The following is an 18,418-nucleotide window of genomic DNA, read 5'->3' on the forward strand; positions in this document are numbered from 1 at the left end:
GTCCCTAATGCGCGCCTTCGTAGGCTTCTTCACCCTCGCCAAGGCTGTCCTTGTCGAGGTATTTTCCAACACTTTCCGGGCCTTCCACATATTCCAGATACGAGCGGTACAGGAATGCAATCGCGTGCAAGAACACCATCGCTGCGAAGGCGATTAGTAGGATCTTGAACAGGAAATAGCCGTTGAATCCGTTGGGGCTGAACCCGATGGTTTCCACGTTCCAGCGCAGCGCGCGGGACTTGGCCACCAGCCGGTCCAAAGTATCACTGGCCGAGGGCTTCGGCACGATCAGATGCCGCCACATGAAGTACCAGCCATACATCCAGGTCAGCACCGCCATCGGCATCATGAACAGTACAGCACCACACATGTCGACCACACGTTTGGCGCGGTGGCTGATGCCGGCATAGATCAGGTCAACGCGGACATGGCCGCCCTGCACAAATGTGTAAGTACAGCAGAGGCACACGACCATGGCGTTATAAAGCTTCAGCTCTTCCGCGAACCAGCTGATATCCATCTGAAACGGGATACCCAGCCCAAAGGACATATCCGGGCGGGTAAAGACCCGCTGCATGAACACGATGATGATCTGCTGAACCACCATCAAGAGGCCTGCCCAGGCGAAGAAACGCCCCGTCGTGTTGGCAAAGCCTTCAAGCCCGCGCACCATCGCCCACATGAAATTGCGGTAGTACAGACCAATGGCCGTCAACACCAGAAACAGCGTGAAAACCACAAAGAAGAACTCGACCGACCCGCCGTAATAGACAAAGCGCATGACTGCTTCTTTGTCCGACCAGTCCAGCCAGAGTTGCGGATGCGTGATGGCGTATCCGAAATTAATGAAGGCTTCGGCAATGCTCTGAATGAACCATATCAGTCCATTCCACAGGGCGCCGAAGAACGAGATACCGTTTTCGTCCTGCATGTTGTCCCCAGGTCGCGTCAGTTGCACATTTGAGAGTTACAGTTTGTCCGACCGTCAGATGCGCAACGGGAAAGGCTCCCCCGACATGCGGGGGAACCGATTTCAAAGATCGAAGTGACTTAGCCGCGAACGCGGTCGCGCTGCGAGGTGTAGACACCCGACGACAGATTGTTCCAGGCCGAAGACGCGGCCATGGATTCCATCGCGCTGTCGTGGATGCGCTTGAACAGCTCGTCGCCCATGTTCTCGTCCAGGACTTCCTGGCTTGCGGCACCAAACGCGTCCCAAACGCTGTCCGGGAACTCCATGACCTTGACGCCACCTGCCTGCAGACGCTGCAGCGCCGCGCCGTTGTTGGCCAGGAATTGCGCCAGGTTCCACTGATGGCATTCACCTGCGGCGATCTCGATGATCTTCTGCTGCGAGGCAGACAGGCTGTCATAGACCTCGCGGTTGGTTGCCAGCGAAAGACCCGCACCCGGCTCATGGAAGCCCGCGGTATAGTATGTCTTGGTGATTTCCTGGAAACCGGCTTTTTCGTCAGCCCACGGACCGATCCACTCGGTTCCGTCGATCGCGCCGGATGACAGCGCCTGATACACTTCGGAGCCCGGAATGTTCTGTACGGATGCGCCCAGTTTACCCAGAGCTTTACCGCCCAGCCCCGGCATGCGGAACTTCAGGCCGTTGAAATCTTCGGGGCTGTTGATCTCTTTCGAATACCAGCCACCCGCCTGCGCACCGGTGTTACCAGCCAGGAAGGATTTCAGGCCAAAGATTTCGCCCAGCTCGTCATGCAGCTCCATACCACCGGCATGGTAGTACCAGTTCACCAGTTCCTGGGCGGTCATACCAAACGGAACAGCGGTAAAGAATGCATAGCCCGGATGCTGACCCACAAAATAATAGTCTGCCGCGTGGTACATATCGGCCTGACCGGATGATACCGCGTCAAACACTTCGAACGCGCCAACCAGCTCACCGGCTGCTTTGATCTCAACGTTCAGGTTGCCGTCCGACATGGTGGTGATGCTGTCGGCGCAACGCTGCGCGCTGTCGAACACACCTGCAAGGCCACGGCCCCAGGATGTGACCATGGTCAGCGTGCGCTTGCCCTGTGCATAGGCCGGTGCCGCCAGCGTGGTCGCTGCAGCAGCCGAGCCGCCCAGTGCGGATGTTTTCAGAAATGAACGACGGTCCATATGAGTGATCCTCCCCTTCATAATCATGACCCGGATTGTCCGGGCCTGTCGTATTCAACAGCGGCAAGACTAGTCACAAGGAAGTGAAAGGGAATACCTACTACTGCGTAGAAACGCGGCTTTCTGCGCGAATTGCACAGGCAATAACGATCCAATCATAGCAAAACAGGGATTTTTGGTGCCGTTTTCCCGCCAGACGCCCAATCTTTTTGCAATTTTGCTGTGGCTTGCGTATCGATTCGTCCATGCAAAGACTTCGACAACTGGTCTCGTTGACCTATGCTCAAAAGCTGTCGCTGGTGGCGGCGATCCCGCTGGTCGTGGCGGTGGCCGCGATTGCGGTGATGGTTGCCTATGAGGCGCGCGCCACTGCCGAGCGCGAAATTGAAGCACTGGAACGCTCTTTGATTCAGGCCAAGAAGGAAGAGCTGCGCAACTATGTGACTCAGGCGCGCAATGGGTTTGCCTATATCTACGGGCGCGCGGCTCCGGATGACACCGCCGCCAAAACTCAGGTCGCGCAAATCCTGTCGGCCATGATCTATGGGCAGGACGGGTTCTTTTTCGTCTATGACTATGACGGCACCAATCTGGTCAGCCCCCGTCAGACTGAGTTCATCAACCGAAATTGGGAGGGTCTGACCGACAGCGACGGCACACCGGTGGTGAATGAGTTCATTCGCCTTGCTCGTCAGGGTGCGGGTTGGCACAGCTTTATGTGGCAAAAGCCCTCGACCGGGGAAGAAGCGCAGATGATCGCCTATGTCGTCGGCCTTCAGGATTGGCGCTGGGTTGTGGGCACCGGCGTGTTCATCGACGACATCGTTGCCGCCGTTGCCAGCGCCCGGGCCGAGGTTGAAGCGCGCGTGCAGCGTACCTTTATGTATATCGGCGCCATTGTTCTGGCCGCTGTTCTGATCGTCTTTGCCTCGGGCATGCTGTTGAACATCCGCGAAAGACGTCTGGCCGATGCCAAGCTGAAACAGCTGACCCAACGGGTGTTCGACGCACAAGAGGAAGAGCGCGGCCGTGTGGCACGCGAGCTTCATGACGGGATCAGCCAGATCCTTGTGGGCGTGCGCTTTGCGTTGGACAACGCCCGCCGTCGCCTGTCGCGCGGCGATGATGTGGGCGCGCATGATCCACTGGACAAGGGGATCGAGCATCTGGGAACCGCCATCAGCGAGGTCCGCCGCATCAGTCGCGACTTGCGCCCAGGCGTGCTGGACGATTTGGGCCTCGGCCCCGCGCTTGAGGCTCTGACAGATGATTTCCGCGAGAGAACCGGGATCGAGACCGATTTCTCGACCGTTGTTTTCCGCAACCGGCTGGATCAGGATAGCAAGATCGCCCTCTACCGCATCGCCCAAGAGGCCCTGACCAATATCGAACGCCATTCCGGTGCCACCCATGTCACCATTGATCTGCGCGGGCACAAGAAAGGCGCAACCATGCGAATAACCGACAATGGCCGCGGTTTGCGGAACTCTCCGGGTCGGGGCAGTACCGGGATTGGGTTGCGCAATATGCAGGAACGGATCGAGCAACTTGACGGATCGCTGCGTATTCTGTCATCACGCGGCCACCGCAGCGGCACAGTGATCGAGGTCAGCCTTCCCCTCAGCCACCTGTTGCCGCCACAGGAAGACGCAACTCCGAACCGAAAGGCCGGTACATGAGCGACCAGACGATCCGGGTCCTGATTGTCGACGATCATCCAATGGTGGCCGAGGGGATCCAGTCGATCCTCGAAAGCTATGACGACATCACCGTGGTCGGGACACTCAGCAGCGGAAAGAAAGCGGTTGACCAGGTTGCCGATCTGAAGCCTGACGTCATCCTGATGGACCTGAACATGCCCGGGCTAAGTGGCCTGAGCGCAACCGAGATCATCCTTGAACGCATACCGGACACCTGCATTCTGATCCTGTCCATGCATGACAGCCCCGAATATATTTCGACTGCTCTCAGCCACGGTGCAAAAGGGTACGTGCTCAAGGACGTCCCAACGGATGAAATCAAAAAGGCCATCGACGCCGTCATGCGGGGTGAACAATACTTGTGCACGGGCGCAAGCGGTTCCCTCAAACCCAAAGGCGACACAACGCGCGAGGCTTTGACCGGGCGCGAACAGACGATCCTGTTGGAGCTGGCACAGGGTAAGTCGAACAAAGAAGTCGCCCAAACCCTTGATATCTCAGTGCGAACGGTCGAGACCCATCGCAAGAACATCAAACGAAAATTGGGCATATCCTCAACTGCCGGCCTGACCCGCTATGCGCTGGAGCACGGCGTTCTACAGGGCACCAGCCCAGGGTTCTGATCCCGTAGCGCGGCACGCGCTGCTCGGCCTAGCCTCCGCAGGCAGGCGGGCAACGGGCGAGAGCACTCTTAGTTACCGTCAATCCAGAAGGGCGTCACGCCGGACTCCTTCCTTGTCATGGTGATGCTGAAGAACACGCCCATATAACTGACGGGTCCGTTCCACCCCACCGCACATGCCTTCGGTTTCGACAAAAGAAAAGATCCCGACATATCGTCTGCGCTCTCCTTTCACGGGAGCGACCCGGTGCAAGGAATAGCGCCCTTTGAAAATCTGCAGATCCCCTGGGTTCAACACCAACTGGTGCACCCGTTTCCGATCACCGTCCAGTACTGCAGAAACAGCCGCGAAATTCTCATCCTCGGCGCTTCGCAGGTTGGGGGCATATTCGAATTCACCACCGAATTCTCCATTCTGAATGGCCAGCGTCACGGTGTAGTTGTTGGTGTCAAAATGCCAGGGAAACCCCTGCCCTTCTTCGACCACGTTGATGATGACATCAGCCAAAGGATCATCGTAGCGAAAGAACCGGTCTTCGGACTCGTTCAATGCCGTTCGAATGAAAGGTAAAAAACCAGCGAACTCATAAATACGTCGCAGCGGTCCGGATTTGGAAAAACTGTCCGCTGGCACAAGGGCATTCGACCGATCATAAAATCGACGCACCGGATGGCTTGGCGCCAATGCCGGGTCGTCTTTGGTGAAATACGCATTCGTTCGGCTAAATGACCTATGTGCACCTACGGCAGTCTTATCGGCTTCTTTCAGCAAACGCGCCACGCCATCCTCGTGTACGAAACTTGGAAGAACAGCACAGCCGTCCCGATCCAGCTCGCGCCTCAGATCACCTATCAGCTGCTCATATGCCCATGAACCGGGGCGGTCTATCGGGTATCGCCCGAGATCAACCAGATCCTGCAACATGTTCGGCCTCCCTCGCCACTGCAATTAAGTCCAGCGTGACTCAGCCTAAAATCACGATCATGCCCGTTTCGGACATCGGCATGACGCATTTCGACACTTCCGTGCCACTCACCAAGCATTGCAAAGGGGCGAAAATCCCGAAAGTTCCGAACATGCGTCAAAATGCGCAATAAAATGTCGCAAAATACCACCCAGAAGTTAGAAAATTGGTGCAATTGCCTGTTGACGCCCCTTTCCACCGCCCATAATGTCCAACCCACGCAAAAAGGAGCCTCTGGCGATGAGAACGCTAGTCGTAATCGTAGGAACCACGCGCATGGGCCGGTAACGGTAAACCATAATCGAACCCATGCGCCTCCGAAAATCTCGGGGGCTTTTTTTATGCGAAACGCAAGACACATGTCGCCAATGGAGCAAAGCAGATGACACGTGAGATGACCGGCGCAAAGATGGTAGTTCAGGCCCTCAAGGATCAGGGTGTGGACACGGTATTCGGATACCCCGGCGGCGCCGTGCTACCGATCTATGACGAGATCTTTCTGCAAAACGACATTCGCCACATTCTGGTGCGTCACGAACAGGGTGCGGTTCACGCCGCCGAAGGCTATGCCCGCTCGACCGGCAAGCCCGGCGTTGCGCTTGTGACCTCGGGCCCCGGCGCTACCAATGCGGTGACCGGGCTGACCGATGCGCTTCTGGACTCGATCCCGATTGTTGTTCTGACCGGACAGGTTCCGACCTTCATGATCGGCTCGGACGCCTTTCAGGAGGCTGATACTATTGGCATCACCCGCCCCTGCACCAAACATAACTGGCTGGTAAAGGACACGAATTCGCTGTCCGATACCCTGCACGAGGCGTTCCATGTCGCCACCTCGGGCCGTCCTGGCCCGGTCCTGATCGACATTCCCAAGGACGTTCAGTTTGCGTCCGGAGAATACAGCGCACCGAAACCATCTACCTCACACTATCAACCTGTTCTGAAAGGCGATCTGGAAGAGATCACCGAGTTGGTTGCTGCGATTGAAACCGCGAAAAAGCCAGTGTTTTACACTGGTGGCGGCGTCATCAATTCGGGCCCGGCAGCCAGCCAATTGCTGCGGGAACTGGTAGACGCAACAGATTTCCCGATCACTTCGACCTTGATGGGTCTGGGCGCCTATCCGGCGTCTGGCAGGAATTGGCTGGGCATGCTGGGCATGCACGGGTTGTATGAGGCCAATCTGGCGATGCATGATTGCGATCTGATGATCAATATCGGCGCTCGTTTTGATGACCGCATCACTGGACGGATCGACGCGTTCTCGCCCGATTCCAAAAAAGCGCATATCGACATCGACCCGTCTTCGATCAACAAGGTGATCCGCGTTGATATCCCGATTGTTGGCGATGTGGCCCACGTGCTTGAGGACATCCTCAAGGTCTGGAAATCGCGCGGTCGCAAGACCAACACCGCAGCTATTGCGAAATGGCAGGAACAGATCGGCGAATGGCGCAAGGTGAACTGCCTGGCCTATACCAACAGCGAAAAGACCATCAAACCGCAATACGCGCTGCAACGCCTTGAAGAACTGACCAAAAAACATAACCGTTACATCACGACCGAGGTTGGCCAACACCAGATGTGGGCCGCTCAATACCTTGGCTTCGAAGATCCCAACCGCTGGATGACCTCAGGTGGTCTGGGCACGATGGGTTACGGATTCCCGGCCTCGATCGGTGTTCAGATGGCACATCCCGACGCGCTGGTGATCAACGTGGCTGGTGAGGCCTCGTGGCTGATGAACATGCAGGAAATGGGCACCGCTACGCAGTATCGCCTGCCGGTGAAGCAGTTCATCCTGAACAACGAACGCTTGGGCATGGTGCGCCAGTGGCAGGAACTGCTGCATGGCGAACGGTATTCGCATTCCTGGTCCGAAGCGCTGCCTGATTTCGTCAAGCTCGCCGAGGCGTTTGGCGCCAAGGGTATCTTGTGTTCTGACCCCGCCGATCTGGACGATGCGATCATGGAGATGATCAACTATGACGGCCCCGTGATCTTCGACTGTCTGGTCGAAAAGCACGAGAACTGCTTCCCCATGATCCCGTCGGGCAAGGCCCACAACGAGATGCTGCTGGGCGAGGCCGAGACGCAGGGCGTGATAGATAGCAAAGGTTCGGTACTGGTATGACAGCGCAGATGATCAGTTTTGACGCAACGCGCTTCCAGCCTACCCCGGACGAGTTGAACGAAGAAGCTGATGATTTCATCAATCCGGATGTGTTTGGCAAGGAACTCAGCATCTTTCTGAGTAAAGAGCTTGCCGCATCCGGGTTTGAGGTTTCCTTCGCCTGTGCCGAGGACTGGGGATGGTATCACGAAATTGATCACGACGAGCCGTTTGCCCTGGTTTTCGGCTGCTCAAACTATGGTGATGGCCATCTGGTTCAGTTCTCACCAAAGACCGAGCATGTGAGAAAGATGTTCAAGAAATACCACGCAGCCCCCAAGGTGGATGCATTGCGTGGCGCAATTTGGAAAATTCTGGAGAATGCCGAAGGTGTATCGAACCTTCGCTACGAAGAGGACTAGCTCAGCATGTCTGCCCTACATATCAAAAAAGGCTCCACCCGCCATTCGGCCTATAACCTACGACCCACGTTTTCCGACGTACAGGAACGCCATACCATCGCAGTTCTGGTCGAGAATGAACCGGGGGTTCTAGCCCGCGTCATCGGCCTGTTCTCGGGCCGTGGTTATAACATCGAAAGCCTGACCGTGGCCGAGGTTGATCATACCGGCCACCTCAGTCGCATCACCATCGTCACCACCGGCACACCGCAGGTGATCGAACAGATCAAGGCGCAGCTGGGCCGGATCGTATCGGTACGCGACGTGCATGACCTGACGGTCGAAGGCGCGTCGGTCGAGCGGGAATTGGCCATCATCAAGGTGGTCGGCGACGGCGACAAGCGGGTCGAGGCGCTGCGTCTGGCCGATATTTTCCGTGCCAATGTCGTGGACAGCACGTTGAATTCGTTCATTTTTGAGATCACTGGCGCACCTGACAAGATCGACGCCTTTGCCGATCTCATGCGCCCACTGGGTCTGATCGAAATCGCCCGGACCGGCGTTGCAGCCCTGTTGCGCGGCGATTGACCAAAACTGCCCCGCCGGCGCATCCAGTTGGCGGCGGGGTATCGGCAATACCCAATTTGCAAGATCACAATACGCCAAACGTGAACATCAACGTCACATTTGCCTAAAAAGTTTAAGCTAAATCAGAATTAACCTATTGCGTCTGTGCATCATCGCGTTAGCCTTCAAGGGTAGCGCGGCGTTGGGATGCGTCCGCTGGGTCATCTGTACGATTTCAGACAGCGCCTGGTTTGTTGGCCAGTTGTGTCGCGGTTATTCGGAATACACACAAGTACCGGGACGAAAATGACGAACGACAGCCGCAGCCCCGACGACCTACGCAGGATGTTCGGCGCCAATCTGCGAACTCTTGCTGGACAATATAATTCAGTTTCCGAGCTGTGCCGCCAGCTTGGAGTGAACCGAACTCAGTTCAATCGCTATCTTGGCGGCGAAAGCTTTCCCCGACCCGATGTCCTTGACCGAATATGCCGCTTTTTTGATGTTGATGCTCGGATTTTGCTCCATCCCTTGGATCAGATTGACCAACCGTCCAAGCACCCGGCTGCCGTCGCCCTGACCGAGTTTCTGGGATCCACCCCAGCCACCCTGACTGAAATTCTGTTTCCCGGCGGGTTCTATTATGCGACCGAGACAGAACTTGATGGCACAAAACCCCTGAGACACAGGCTTTTTCACGCCAGAAGGTTACCGCAATGTACTTTGGTTAGAGGGTTTGAACCAATTTCCGAGACACCCGGAGCATCAGTCGCAGAGCGCGAAGTACAGGGTATTGTGGCTTGTGCCGGGCGGCAGATTTATATGCTCATGTCCTGTCGTGCGTCTCAGAAAAGCAGGATCTATCTGGTGACACGTGGAATTGAAAATCAAACAAACTGTTGGCGCGGTGTCGCAATTTGCCTGTCAAAAACTACAGCTACTGCAACGACGACACGGCGGATATTGCTCAGACATTTAGGGGACGACACCTCGACAGTCCTGGCCGCCGCGCGCATTGCACGCCGACCAGAAGCCATGGCCCGCGCTTGACAACGATCCTGGCGTGTTAACCCGCGATTTCCCCGCCCTGAGAGATCAGCCAGTATAGGTGCCAACTGGCGTGCCCCAATAGCGGCAGTACGATCAACAAGCCGAAAAACCAGGGGATCATTGCGGCAAACGTCAGAACCGCAATCAGCGCGCCCCACCCCAGCATCAATCTGCGGTTTGCGGCCACATAGCTATAGCTGGCAATCATTGCGGTCACAAAATCCAGCTCTCGGTCCAAAAGCATCGGAATTGAAAGCACCGTGATCATGTAGAGGATGGTCACAAAAATCGCGCCAACAGCTGTTCCAACCGCCAACATCGTCAACCCGTTTGATGTAAGGAACACCTCAAGGGACGAAGACACATTGGTCATGGTCGATAGCCCCATAAAAAGGGCAAAGATCATGTGGCCAAGAAAGAACCAGAACAGAAACATCACAACGATGATGGCGCAGATCGAAGGCAACTGACGGCGGCTTTGACCCAGGATTACGCCAAATATGGCCCGAGAATCCAAACCTTCACCCTCTTGAATGCGCCGCGATACCTCATACAGCCCCACCATGGCAAAGGGGCCCAGCATCGGGAAACCGATTGCGGCCAAAATCAGCCAATAGGTCGTTCCGGTCGTGAGAGTGACCCAAACCATCAGCCAACCCATCAAAACATAGAACCCGGAAAAGAGCAGCCCAAAGAGCGGAGCGCGGCGAAAATCGCTCCAGCCTCGCCTTAGGGCCTCGTGCAGCATTTCGACATCTACCCGCCCCATGTTCGGAACACCAAACTGTTTGTCCATGGCTTTTATCCTTCGTATCCGGTCGATTTTCAGGCGGGTCGTTTTTGCGGCCAACTGGTGGCAGAATGATATGCAGATCCGATGGACAAAATGCGAGAATCCGCTCCGCGCGGCCCAAAGATCTGCATCCCCATCGGCAAGCCTTCGGATCCAAATCCAACAGGAACCGAGAGGCAAGGCAGTCCGATCAGGCTGACCGGCACCACGACCTGCATCCAACGGTGATAGGTATCCATCCGGGTGCCGTTGATTTCGGTGGGAAATGCAAGCTGCAAGTCGAATGGCCAGACCTGGGCCGACGGCAGGATAAGCGCATCATAGTCCTGGAAAACTTCGGTCGCACGTCGGAACCACTCGGTTCGCACAACACTGGCACGATGGACCTGCATCGCTGTCAGCGCCAGACCACGGTCCAGTTCCCATTGCGCAGTATCCTTCAGTGACGCGCGGTGTTCTGTCAGAGACGCAAGACCGGCGGCCACGCTCCACGAACGCAATGTAATCCAGCTTTTCCACATCTGGTCTGCGTCAAAGGGTGGTGCGAGGGGTTCGACCTTGGCCCCGAGTTGAGTGAACACCTCGAGCGCGTCACGGCAAATCTCGCGGATACCAGGTTCGAATGGAAAGGCTCCGCCCCAGTCATCCAACCACCCGATACGCATTCCGGTCAGGTCTGCGGGTTGGACCGGAGACACGCTTTCCCCCGGATGGCCCAAAGGTTGGGACGGATGAGTGCCGCTGATCACATCAAGCAATAGACCAATATCTTCGGGGCTCCGCGCCATCGGGCCCAATGTAGAAAGCTGGTGCAAGTACCCGTCACCGTCGGGTTCGTTTGGCACCCGCCCCCAACTGGGCCTGAAGCCATAGACGTTGTTCCATGCCGCAGGGTTGCGCAGGCTGCCCATCATGTCAGACCCATCGGCCAGCGCCACCATGCCAGACGCCAGCGCGACTGCAGCCCCACCGGATGAACCGCCGCAGGTACGCTCGGGGTCATATGGGTTGCATGTGACGCCATATACAGGGTTGAACGTATGTGAGCCCAATCCGAATTCCGGAGTATTGGTTTTACCGATCAGGATTGCCCCGGCCTCTTTCATCCGCTGGGCTAACAGATCGTCTGTTTCCGGAATGAACCCATTCAGGATTGGTGATCCTTGGGACGAAACGACGCCCGCAACATTCACCAAGTCTTTGACGGCAATCGGCAGACCATGCAGCGGACCACGGTTTGGTCTGGCATCAACAGCACGGGCCTCGGCCATCAAATCATCAGGATCACGCATCGCCACGATTGCATTCAGGCGCTCGTTCACTGCGCCGATCCGCTCTAGCGTCAGTTGCATCAGCTCAGCCGCCGATAAACGACCAGAGGACAATGCGCTCAACAATTCGGCAGCTGTTATTTGGCCTAGATCCATCCCTGGGCTCCACCTTTTTGGTCAGCCTAGCCGGAGCGTATCCTCATTTAAACCCTCAGTTTGAATGCATCTTTTTACCAAAGACCACCCGAGGTCACTTGGATCGAGACTCAAAATGCAAATTGCTGTCGTGCCCAAGAAAGTGTTTTACGCACAATAGGATGGAAAGGACGCTTAACACAAGCCAGATCCCGCCCCACATCATGGTTGTGCCGCCGAATTCTTGGGCCAGCATGTAGGCATCCGAGCGGACACCCGAGCGCCGGATCGTGTCATCAAAGATATCATAAGGCACATAGATCACGCTGGTCAGCCCGATCACGCGTAAAGCCAGATCACAGATCGGCCGACTTAGATAGAACGCCATGCCGATCATTACCGCCCCAACACCTGCACAAAACGCCATGGCAAAGGGATCGCGGACATAAAGCGCTGTTACCAACAGCATCACTCCGCCAAATCCACCCAGCACCGCCCGGTCCCAATGCGTGCGCAATGCAATCAGCAACAACCCCATCCCTAGCGCCAGCGACCCGAGATAACCGGCGGACAGGCTGAAGAACCTTTGCCCACCACGCGCTGTGACAAGACCACCCTGCTGCGGTGAGATCGAGAAGCTCTCGACCGAACCACCGGTTAGGACGACGGTTATCGCGTGCGACAGCTCGTGTAGGAAAACGATGAGTATCTTCAGAGGCACCACAACCGGCGTAGACCAGAACACAAACACCAAAGCGACAAGCGCAATCAGTTGCCAATGTCCTTTGATCAGCTTCATCATGGGCATCGAACGCGCTGCTATCAGCCCTCGCCCTGTGCTTCGGAGCGGCTTTTTCCGGCCACGTTCAAGGCCAGTGTGGCGGCCATGAACCCGTCAAGATCCCCATCCAAAACCCCCTTGGTATCCGAGGTTTCATAGTTGGTCCTCAGGTCCTTCACCATCTGGTAAGGCTGCAGAACATACGACCGGATCTGGTTGCCCCAGCCCGCATCGCCCTTGGCCTCGTGGGCTGCGTTGATGTCAGCATTGCGGCGGTCCAGCTCTTGCTGGTACAGGCGGGATTTCAGCGCTTTCATCGCAATATCACGGTTCTGGTGCTGGGATTTCACGGATGATGTAACAACGATCCCGGTCGGGATATGCGTGATCCGCACGGCCGAGTCCGTGGTGTTCACGTGCTGGCCTCCTGCCCCCGAGGACCGGTAGGTGTCGATGCGAATCTCGGACGGGTTGACCTCGATCTCGATATTGTCGTCCACCACCGGGTAAACCCAGACCGAACTGAACGAGGTATGCCGTTTGGCCGCCGAGTCATAAGGTGAAATTCGCACCAGCCGATGCACGCCACTTTCCGATTTCAGCCAGCCATAAGCGTTGTGGCCAGAAATTTTGTACGCCGCAGATTTAATACCCGCCTCTTCGCCCGAGGTCTCGGATTGCAGCTCGACCGTATAGCCCTTTTTCTCGGCCCAGCGGACATACATCCGCGCCAGCATCGAAGCCCAGTCGCAGCTTTCGGTGCCGCCTGCGCCCGAATTGATCTCAAGGAAAGTGTCGTTGCCGTCGGCCTCTCCGTCCAGCAGCGCCTCAAGCTCTTTCTTGGCGGCTTTGGCTTTTAGCTTTCTGATCGCCTCTTCAGCGTCGGTGACGACCTCTTCGTCCTCTTCCATCTCGCCCAGTTCGATCAATTCCATATTGTCGCTGAGGTCGGTTTTGATGGATTCATAGATTTCAATAGCATCGACCAGCATCTGCCGCTCGCGCATCAGTTTTTGCGCATTCTCGGGGTTGTCCCACAGGTTGGGATCCTCAACCCGGGCATTGAATTCCTCAAGGCGATGGGGTGCGGTTTCATAGTCCATGCGCTGCGCCAGCAGCTCTAGCGACTTTTCAATTTCCGCCACGGTATTCTGGGTTTCGGCGCGCATGGTTACGTCCCAACTTGCTCAATCAGGCCTGCGTGATAGCAAGAGCGTGGGGCCACCACAAGACAGCGGAGACCTGAATGCATATTGTTCCGGCTGATATCATGGATTGCTGGGGATTATGCCGTGCCACACTGATCGCCGAAGCCCAGCATGCGTTAGTCTGGAAAGTTCACGCGCGGGATTATGGGCCGGCCGCGCTAAAGCTATACCACCGCGCAGATCGCGGGAACGAAGCTGCTTCGACCGGGCTTTTGTCGCTCTGGCGGGATCGTGGCGCGGTTGCCATTTATGCCGAAGCGGGCAAAGCCGTATTGATGGAGTGGTTGGAGGGTCCGACACTGGGTGACATCGCGCGTGACGGAAACGCTGAAAGCGCGCTGCAGGTTTTCTCGGAGATGGCCCACCGCCTTCACCAAAAGCCCACGGTTGCGTTCGACGAGCTGCGACCATTGCACAAGGTATTCAATCCACTGTTTGACTGCACGTTTGCCCGCGATTGCCCCGATGCGCTACAACGCGATGTGATCCGCGCAACGGAACTGGCATCAAACCTTCTGACGAGCCAACCGCAGGTGGTGCCGCTGCATGGTGACCTTCACACCGATAACGTAATTCAAACGCCTTCAGGGGCAAGGGTAATTGATGCAAAGGGGTATCTGGGCGATCCTGCTTTTGAACTTGCAAACGCATTGCGGCACCCCAAAGGCATGCCCGATCTGGTTCGCAGCCGCGACCAGATCGAACGCTGCCTCCAGCTTTACTCCGGAGCGTTAGGTGTGTCGCGGAAACGTCTTGCCCAATGGGCCGCTGCAAAAGGTGCGCTATCCATCATGTGGCGCGGCCATGGGATAGTTTCAGCTGCGCCCGAGGCAACGCTCTTGAATCTGTTGTTGCGCGCGGCGGATCAGTAAAGCCCGCCGCCCTGCAAATCGCCCTGGCTGGCATTTGGGCCAACGGTGATGGTGTCGCCGGTCGACGTGGTCACCTGACGACCCGAGCTGTTGACCTCTTCAAACAGCGGCAGGTCGGAACCCATCGCAAAACCACCGTCATAGATGCGGTCGATAAAGCCGTCGGCGCCATCGCGGAAATACTCGGCCACGACAAAGTCTCCGGACGCATCAGATGGCAAACGTGCACCGCTGAACCGGTCAATTTTTATAAAGTGACCACCCGGTGGCACTTCGAACGGACCTCCGCCGTATTTATCGACAGCTGTCTCCATGAAGCTTTGGAACACGGGACCGCACAAAGTGCCGCCATAAGCGCCCCGGCCCATCGGGCGCGGACGGTCGTAGCCGATATAGCAGCCAGCAACGATGTTCGAAGTAAAGCCGATGAACCAGGCGTCTTTGGATTCATTGGTTGTCCCGGTTTTCCCAGCGGTGGGCACCGGCAGATTGACAACACGGGATGCCGTGCCACGATCCACGACACCTTTCATCATCGACGTCAGCTGATAAGCGGTGATCGCATCCATGACCTGACTGCGGTTGGTCTCGATCGTGGGGGATTCATCAGGTTCCAGCCAGGCCGAATTACAATCCAGGCACTGGCGGTCATCGTGGCGATAGATTGTCTTGCCGAACCGATCCTGAATACGGTCAACCAGAGTGGGTTCAACCCGCTCGCCGCCATTTGCGAACATCGCATAGGCCGCAACCATCTTGTACAGCGTCGTCTCTTCGGACCCCAGCGAGTTGGCCAGGAAAGCACCCATCCGGTCATAAACGCCAAAGCGTTCCGCGTATCCGGCAACCACGGGCATCGTGACTTCTTGCGCCAGACGGATGGTCATCAGGTTCCGCGACTGTTCAATCCCGGTACGCAGTGGCGTCGGCCCGTAGAATTTGTTGGTCGAATTCTTGGGTCGCCACAGGCCCTGCGGTGTGTTCACTTCGATCGGAGCGTCGACCACAATGGTCGCAGGGCTATACCCGCTGTCCAACGCAGCAGCATAAACGAAAGGCTTAAAGCTTGACCCGGGTTGACGCTGCGCCTGCGTGGCACGGTTGAACACAGAATCCTGATACGAGAATCCGCCCTGCATCGCCAAAACCCGGCCCGAGTTCACATCCATCGCAACAAAGCCGCCCTGAACCTCGGGGACCTGACGGGCCGACCATTGGCCTTCTTCCCCGGCCATCACCAGAATGACGTCACCGCGTTTGAAGTTGTCGAAGAAGCTGCCCTGCATCCACTTGATGTCCGAGCGCGGGATGATGCCGTCAGCCGGACCATTTTCAATGCCGACGGTCAGGGCCTGCTCACCGACATCCAGTACTACGGCGGGATACCACTGCGTAGGCAGAACCACATCACGGGGGATTTCCAAAATCGCCAAGGCCTCACGCCACTGCACCTCATCCGCCAGTATTTCTTCGGCGATCACTTCGTCGGTCCCGTGCCATTTTCCACGAGACCGGTCGTATTTCTGCAGCGCCTCGCGCAGGGCGTGCGCGGCTTTGACTTGCATTTCCTCGTCCACAGAGGCGCGGACAGTAAAACCACCTGTGAAGAACTCGCCCTCGCCGAAATCTTCGCTCAGCTGGCGGCGGATTTCGTCGGTGAAGTAATCCCGCGGCGGCAAGGCGGTGCGGAAACTTTCGAAATCACCATTCTGGACAGACCGCAAAGGCATCTCGACCTCGGCCTCATAGGTCGCCGTATTGATATAACCGTTTTGGTTCATCTCGCGCAGCACGTAATTGCGCCGGTTCACAAGGCGTTCTTTCTGCCGAACCGGGTGATAATCCGACGGCGCCTTGGGCATTGCCGCCAAAGTGGCGGCCTCATGCGGAGCCAATTCCTGAAGGGTCTTGTTGAAATAGGTTTGCGCTGCTGCGGTTACACCATACGAGTTCTGGCCCAGAAAAATCTCGTTCATGTACAGTTCTAGGATCTGTTCCTTATCCAGCGTATTCTCAAGCCGTGTGGCCAGGATGATCTCTTTGATCTTGCGCTCGGCCCGACGGTCCCCCGACAACAGGAAGTTCTTCATTACCTGCTGTGTGATCGTCGATGCACCCCGTACATTCTCGCCCTTGGATTTCACTGCCTCGACACCAGCGGCAATAATCCCGCGCGGATCATAGCCCTTATGGTTATAGAAATTCTTGTCTTCGGCCGAAATAAAGGCCTGCTTAACCAGTTCGGGGATTTCTTCTGACGGGGTGAACAGACGGCGTTCCTGCGCAAATTCGTCGATCAGCTGACCCTCACCAGAATAAATCCGGCTGATCGTGGGCGGTTTGTACTGCGCCAGGGATTCGTGACTGGGCAGGTCGCGCCCATACATCCAGAACACCGCGCCGATAACCAGCGCAGCCATAAAAATACCCAGGGTCACGAGGCTGAATATCGCCCCGAAAATCGAAAGAATGAAACGGATCACGTTACTGCCTTTTGCTCGCGGTGCCGCCTATATAGTGTCGCACCTGTGCAGGGTCAAAACACCATGGCCAATAATAGCCGGTTTGCGCCGCGGGGTCACTGTCCAATCAGGGATCGTTTTACCATATCGTCCTGGCGCCATTTCTCTAGCCCATCCCGAATACCGCGCGCCATTCCCATGCGCCATTCCTGATTTCGTATATTTTTCAAATCTCTAGGGCTGGAAAGGAAGCCAAGCTCAATCAGAACGGAAGGAATATCCGCTGCCTTAAGAACCGAAAATGAGGCTGTGCGAATTGGCTTGTTGTTCATCGGACCACCCTGTTGCGTCATTCCATTTGCCAGCATTTGTGCCAACGCATCCGTACGCGGCCTGGTTTCCTGACGCGCAAGGTCCAGCAGAACATCTGCAACCTGATCATCCGCACCGCTCAGATCGACGCCCGAAATCAAATCACTGCGGTCGTGCCGCTCGGCCAGTTTGTGGCTTGCCACATCCGAGGCATCTTGCGACAGCGTGTAAACGGCTGCGCCATGAGCCCGCCCTTCTGTCAGAATGTCGGCATGTAAAGAGATGAACACATCTGCACCTGCGCGGTGTGCCAATGCAATACGACGTTCAAGAGAAACGAACTGATCATCGGTCCGCGTCATCTCAATCTCATATCCGCCCGTGCGCAATAGCATCTCGCGCAGCTCTCGGGCAAAGGTCAGCATCAGGGTTTTCTCATCATCACCGTCAACTTCGGCGCCGGGATCAATTCCTCCATGCCCGGGGTCCAGCATGACACGCAAAGTTCCGTTGCCCTGCCCCACCGGAGCGACCGATGTCTCTGCTGGTTCGGGCAAATCCCATCCGGATTGACGCGGCGTTCCGGCGCTGGCTGCGAAACTGTCGAAATCTGTCCCTTGCAGCCCAAGCGTCAAATGCGCGGCCCCAGTCGCAGAGTCCACTCGCATATCCGCTGTCTCAACCGCCAGAGGCGCGCCCAACTCTAGCACCATGCGGGACCAGCCCGGTACATAAGAGCCGAACTGCACACCGCTGATACGGCCAGTCTGTAGAAAGCGGTCACGGTCAAGACTGGTCCAGTCTACCTCCTGGAAATCCAGGATCATCCGATACGGGTCGCGCAGGGTAAAAACGCGATAAGGCACCCCCTGGCTAAGCCCAAGCTGGATGCGTACACCGGACCGCCCGTCATCAACAATCGAACTTTGGTCTGGCAAAACACGGGCGAGTGCGCTGAAATCCTGCGCAACTGCGGCACTGCCTAGCGCCCAGATCAGCGCGATGGCGTAGATAATTCTGCTCATGGCCTCAA

General features: G+C 56.6%; 16 protein-coding genes. 7 read left to right on the forward strand and 9 right to left on the reverse strand.

Annotated features, from left to right (window positions below):
- Positions 1-4: 4 nt before the first annotated feature.
- Positions 5-931 (reverse strand): TRAP transporter small permease subunit, encoded by a 927-nt coding sequence (locus AC2FLB_RS02350; protein ID WP_496691092.1) that lies wholly within the window; start codon positions 929-931, stop codon positions 5-7.
- Positions 932-1,050: 119 nt separating this feature from the next.
- Positions 1,051-2,133, reverse strand: a complete 1,083-nt coding sequence (locus tag AC2FLB_RS02355; protein WP_142633295.1) for a TRAP transporter substrate-binding protein — start codon at positions 2,131-2,133, stop codon at positions 1,051-1,053.
- A 245-nt stretch (positions 2,134-2,378) separates the two neighbouring features.
- Between AC2FLB_RS02355 and AC2FLB_RS02360 the strand changes: the two genes are divergently transcribed.
- Both AC2FLB_RS02360 and AC2FLB_RS02365 read left to right on the forward strand, forming a co-directional pair.
- Positions 2,379-3,812 (forward strand): cache domain-containing protein, encoded by a 1,434-nt coding sequence (locus AC2FLB_RS02360; protein WP_142633292.1) that lies wholly within the window; start codon positions 2,379-2,381, stop codon positions 3,810-3,812.
- Positions 3,809-4,456 carry a response regulator transcription factor gene (locus AC2FLB_RS02365; RefSeq protein ID WP_142633290.1) on the forward strand — a complete coding sequence of 216 codons (648 nt, stop codon included), beginning with the start codon at positions 3,809-3,811 and terminating at the stop codon, positions 4,454-4,456. The genes AC2FLB_RS02360 and AC2FLB_RS02365 overlap by 4 nt, the downstream gene beginning before the upstream one ends.
- Before the next feature lie 78 nt (positions 4,457-4,534).
- On the opposite strand, the gene AC2FLB_RS02370 is transcribed toward AC2FLB_RS02365, so the two are convergent.
- The gene (locus tag AC2FLB_RS02370; protein ID WP_496708544.1) at positions 4,535-5,380 is read right to left on the reverse strand and encodes a HalD/BesD family halogenase; all 846 of its coding nucleotides are present in this window, start codon (positions 5,378-5,380) and stop codon (positions 4,535-4,537) included.
- Positions 5,381-5,802: 422 nt separating this feature from the next.
- On the opposite strand from AC2FLB_RS02370, the gene AC2FLB_RS02375 reads away from it, so the two are divergent.
- From AC2FLB_RS02375 to AC2FLB_RS02390, 4 genes are all read left to right on the forward strand, one after another.
- Positions 5,803-7,554 carry an acetolactate synthase 3 large subunit gene (locus AC2FLB_RS02375; RefSeq protein WP_496691089.1) on the forward strand — a complete coding sequence of 584 codons (1,752 nt, stop codon included), beginning with the start codon at positions 5,803-5,805 and terminating at the stop codon, positions 7,552-7,554.
- Positions 7,555-7,562: 8 nt separating this feature from the next.
- Complete coding sequence (locus tag AC2FLB_RS02380) at positions 7,563-7,955, forward strand: hypothetical protein (RefSeq protein ID WP_496691088.1); 393 nt, start codon at positions 7,563-7,565, stop codon at positions 7,953-7,955.
- Between the two features lie 6 nt (positions 7,956-7,961).
- The gene (gene ilvN, locus AC2FLB_RS02385) at positions 7,962-8,522 is read left to right on the forward strand and encodes an acetolactate synthase small subunit (RefSeq protein WP_142633282.1); all 561 of its coding nucleotides are present in this window, start codon (positions 7,962-7,964) and stop codon (positions 8,520-8,522) included.
- Between the two features lie 324 nt (positions 8,523-8,846).
- Positions 8,847-9,551, forward strand: a complete 705-nt coding sequence (locus AC2FLB_RS02390; protein ID WP_281994994.1) for a helix-turn-helix domain-containing protein — start codon at positions 8,847-8,849, stop codon at positions 9,549-9,551.
- Between the two features lie 16 nt (positions 9,552-9,567).
- On the opposite strand, the gene AC2FLB_RS02395 is transcribed toward AC2FLB_RS02390, so the two are convergent.
- The 4 genes from AC2FLB_RS02395 to prfB form a co-directional block, all read right to left on the reverse strand.
- The gene (locus AC2FLB_RS02395) at positions 9,568-10,347 is read right to left on the reverse strand and encodes a DUF2189 domain-containing protein (RefSeq protein ID WP_281971948.1); all 780 of its coding nucleotides are present in this window, start codon (positions 10,345-10,347) and stop codon (positions 9,568-9,570) included.
- A 29-nt stretch (positions 10,348-10,376) separates the two neighbouring features.
- A complete protein-coding gene (locus tag AC2FLB_RS02400; protein WP_496708545.1) occupies positions 10,377-11,771 on the reverse strand; it encodes an amidase in 1,395 nt (464 codons plus the stop codon).
- Positions 11,772-11,865: 94 nt separating this feature from the next.
- Positions 11,866-12,558 (reverse strand): M50 family metallopeptidase, encoded by a 693-nt coding sequence (locus AC2FLB_RS02405; RefSeq protein ID WP_496691084.1) that lies wholly within the window; start codon positions 12,556-12,558, stop codon positions 11,866-11,868.
- 14 nt (positions 12,559-12,572) lie between these two features.
- Positions 12,573-13,700 carry a peptide chain release factor 2 gene (gene prfB, locus AC2FLB_RS02410; protein WP_496691083.1) on the reverse strand — a complete coding sequence of 376 codons (1,128 nt, stop codon included), beginning with the start codon at positions 13,698-13,700 and terminating at the stop codon, positions 12,573-12,575.
- 77 nt (positions 13,701-13,777) lie between these two features.
- Here prfB and AC2FLB_RS02415 point away from each other — a divergent pair, with 77 nt between their 5' ends.
- On the forward strand, positions 13,778-14,611 hold the full coding sequence (locus AC2FLB_RS02415; RefSeq protein WP_496691082.1) for an aminoglycoside phosphotransferase family protein: 834 nt from the start codon (positions 13,778-13,780) through the stop codon (positions 14,609-14,611).
- On the opposite strand, the gene AC2FLB_RS02420 is transcribed toward AC2FLB_RS02415, so the two are convergent.
- Both AC2FLB_RS02420 and AC2FLB_RS02425 read right to left on the reverse strand, forming a co-directional pair.
- Positions 14,605-17,094: a penicillin-binding protein 1A gene (locus AC2FLB_RS02420; protein WP_496708546.1), complete on the reverse strand. Its 2,490-nt coding sequence runs from the start codon at positions 17,092-17,094 to the stop codon at positions 14,605-14,607. The genes AC2FLB_RS02415 and AC2FLB_RS02420 overlap by 7 nt on opposite strands.
- 95 nt (positions 17,095-17,189) lie before the next feature.
- Positions 17,190-18,410: an N-acetylmuramoyl-L-alanine amidase gene (locus AC2FLB_RS02425; RefSeq protein ID WP_496708547.1), complete on the reverse strand. Its 1,221-nt coding sequence runs from the start codon at positions 18,408-18,410 to the stop codon at positions 17,190-17,192.
- Positions 18,411-18,418 lie beyond the last annotated feature (8 nt).

This window comes from Ruegeria sp. CDSA236, from assembly GCF_059611285.1.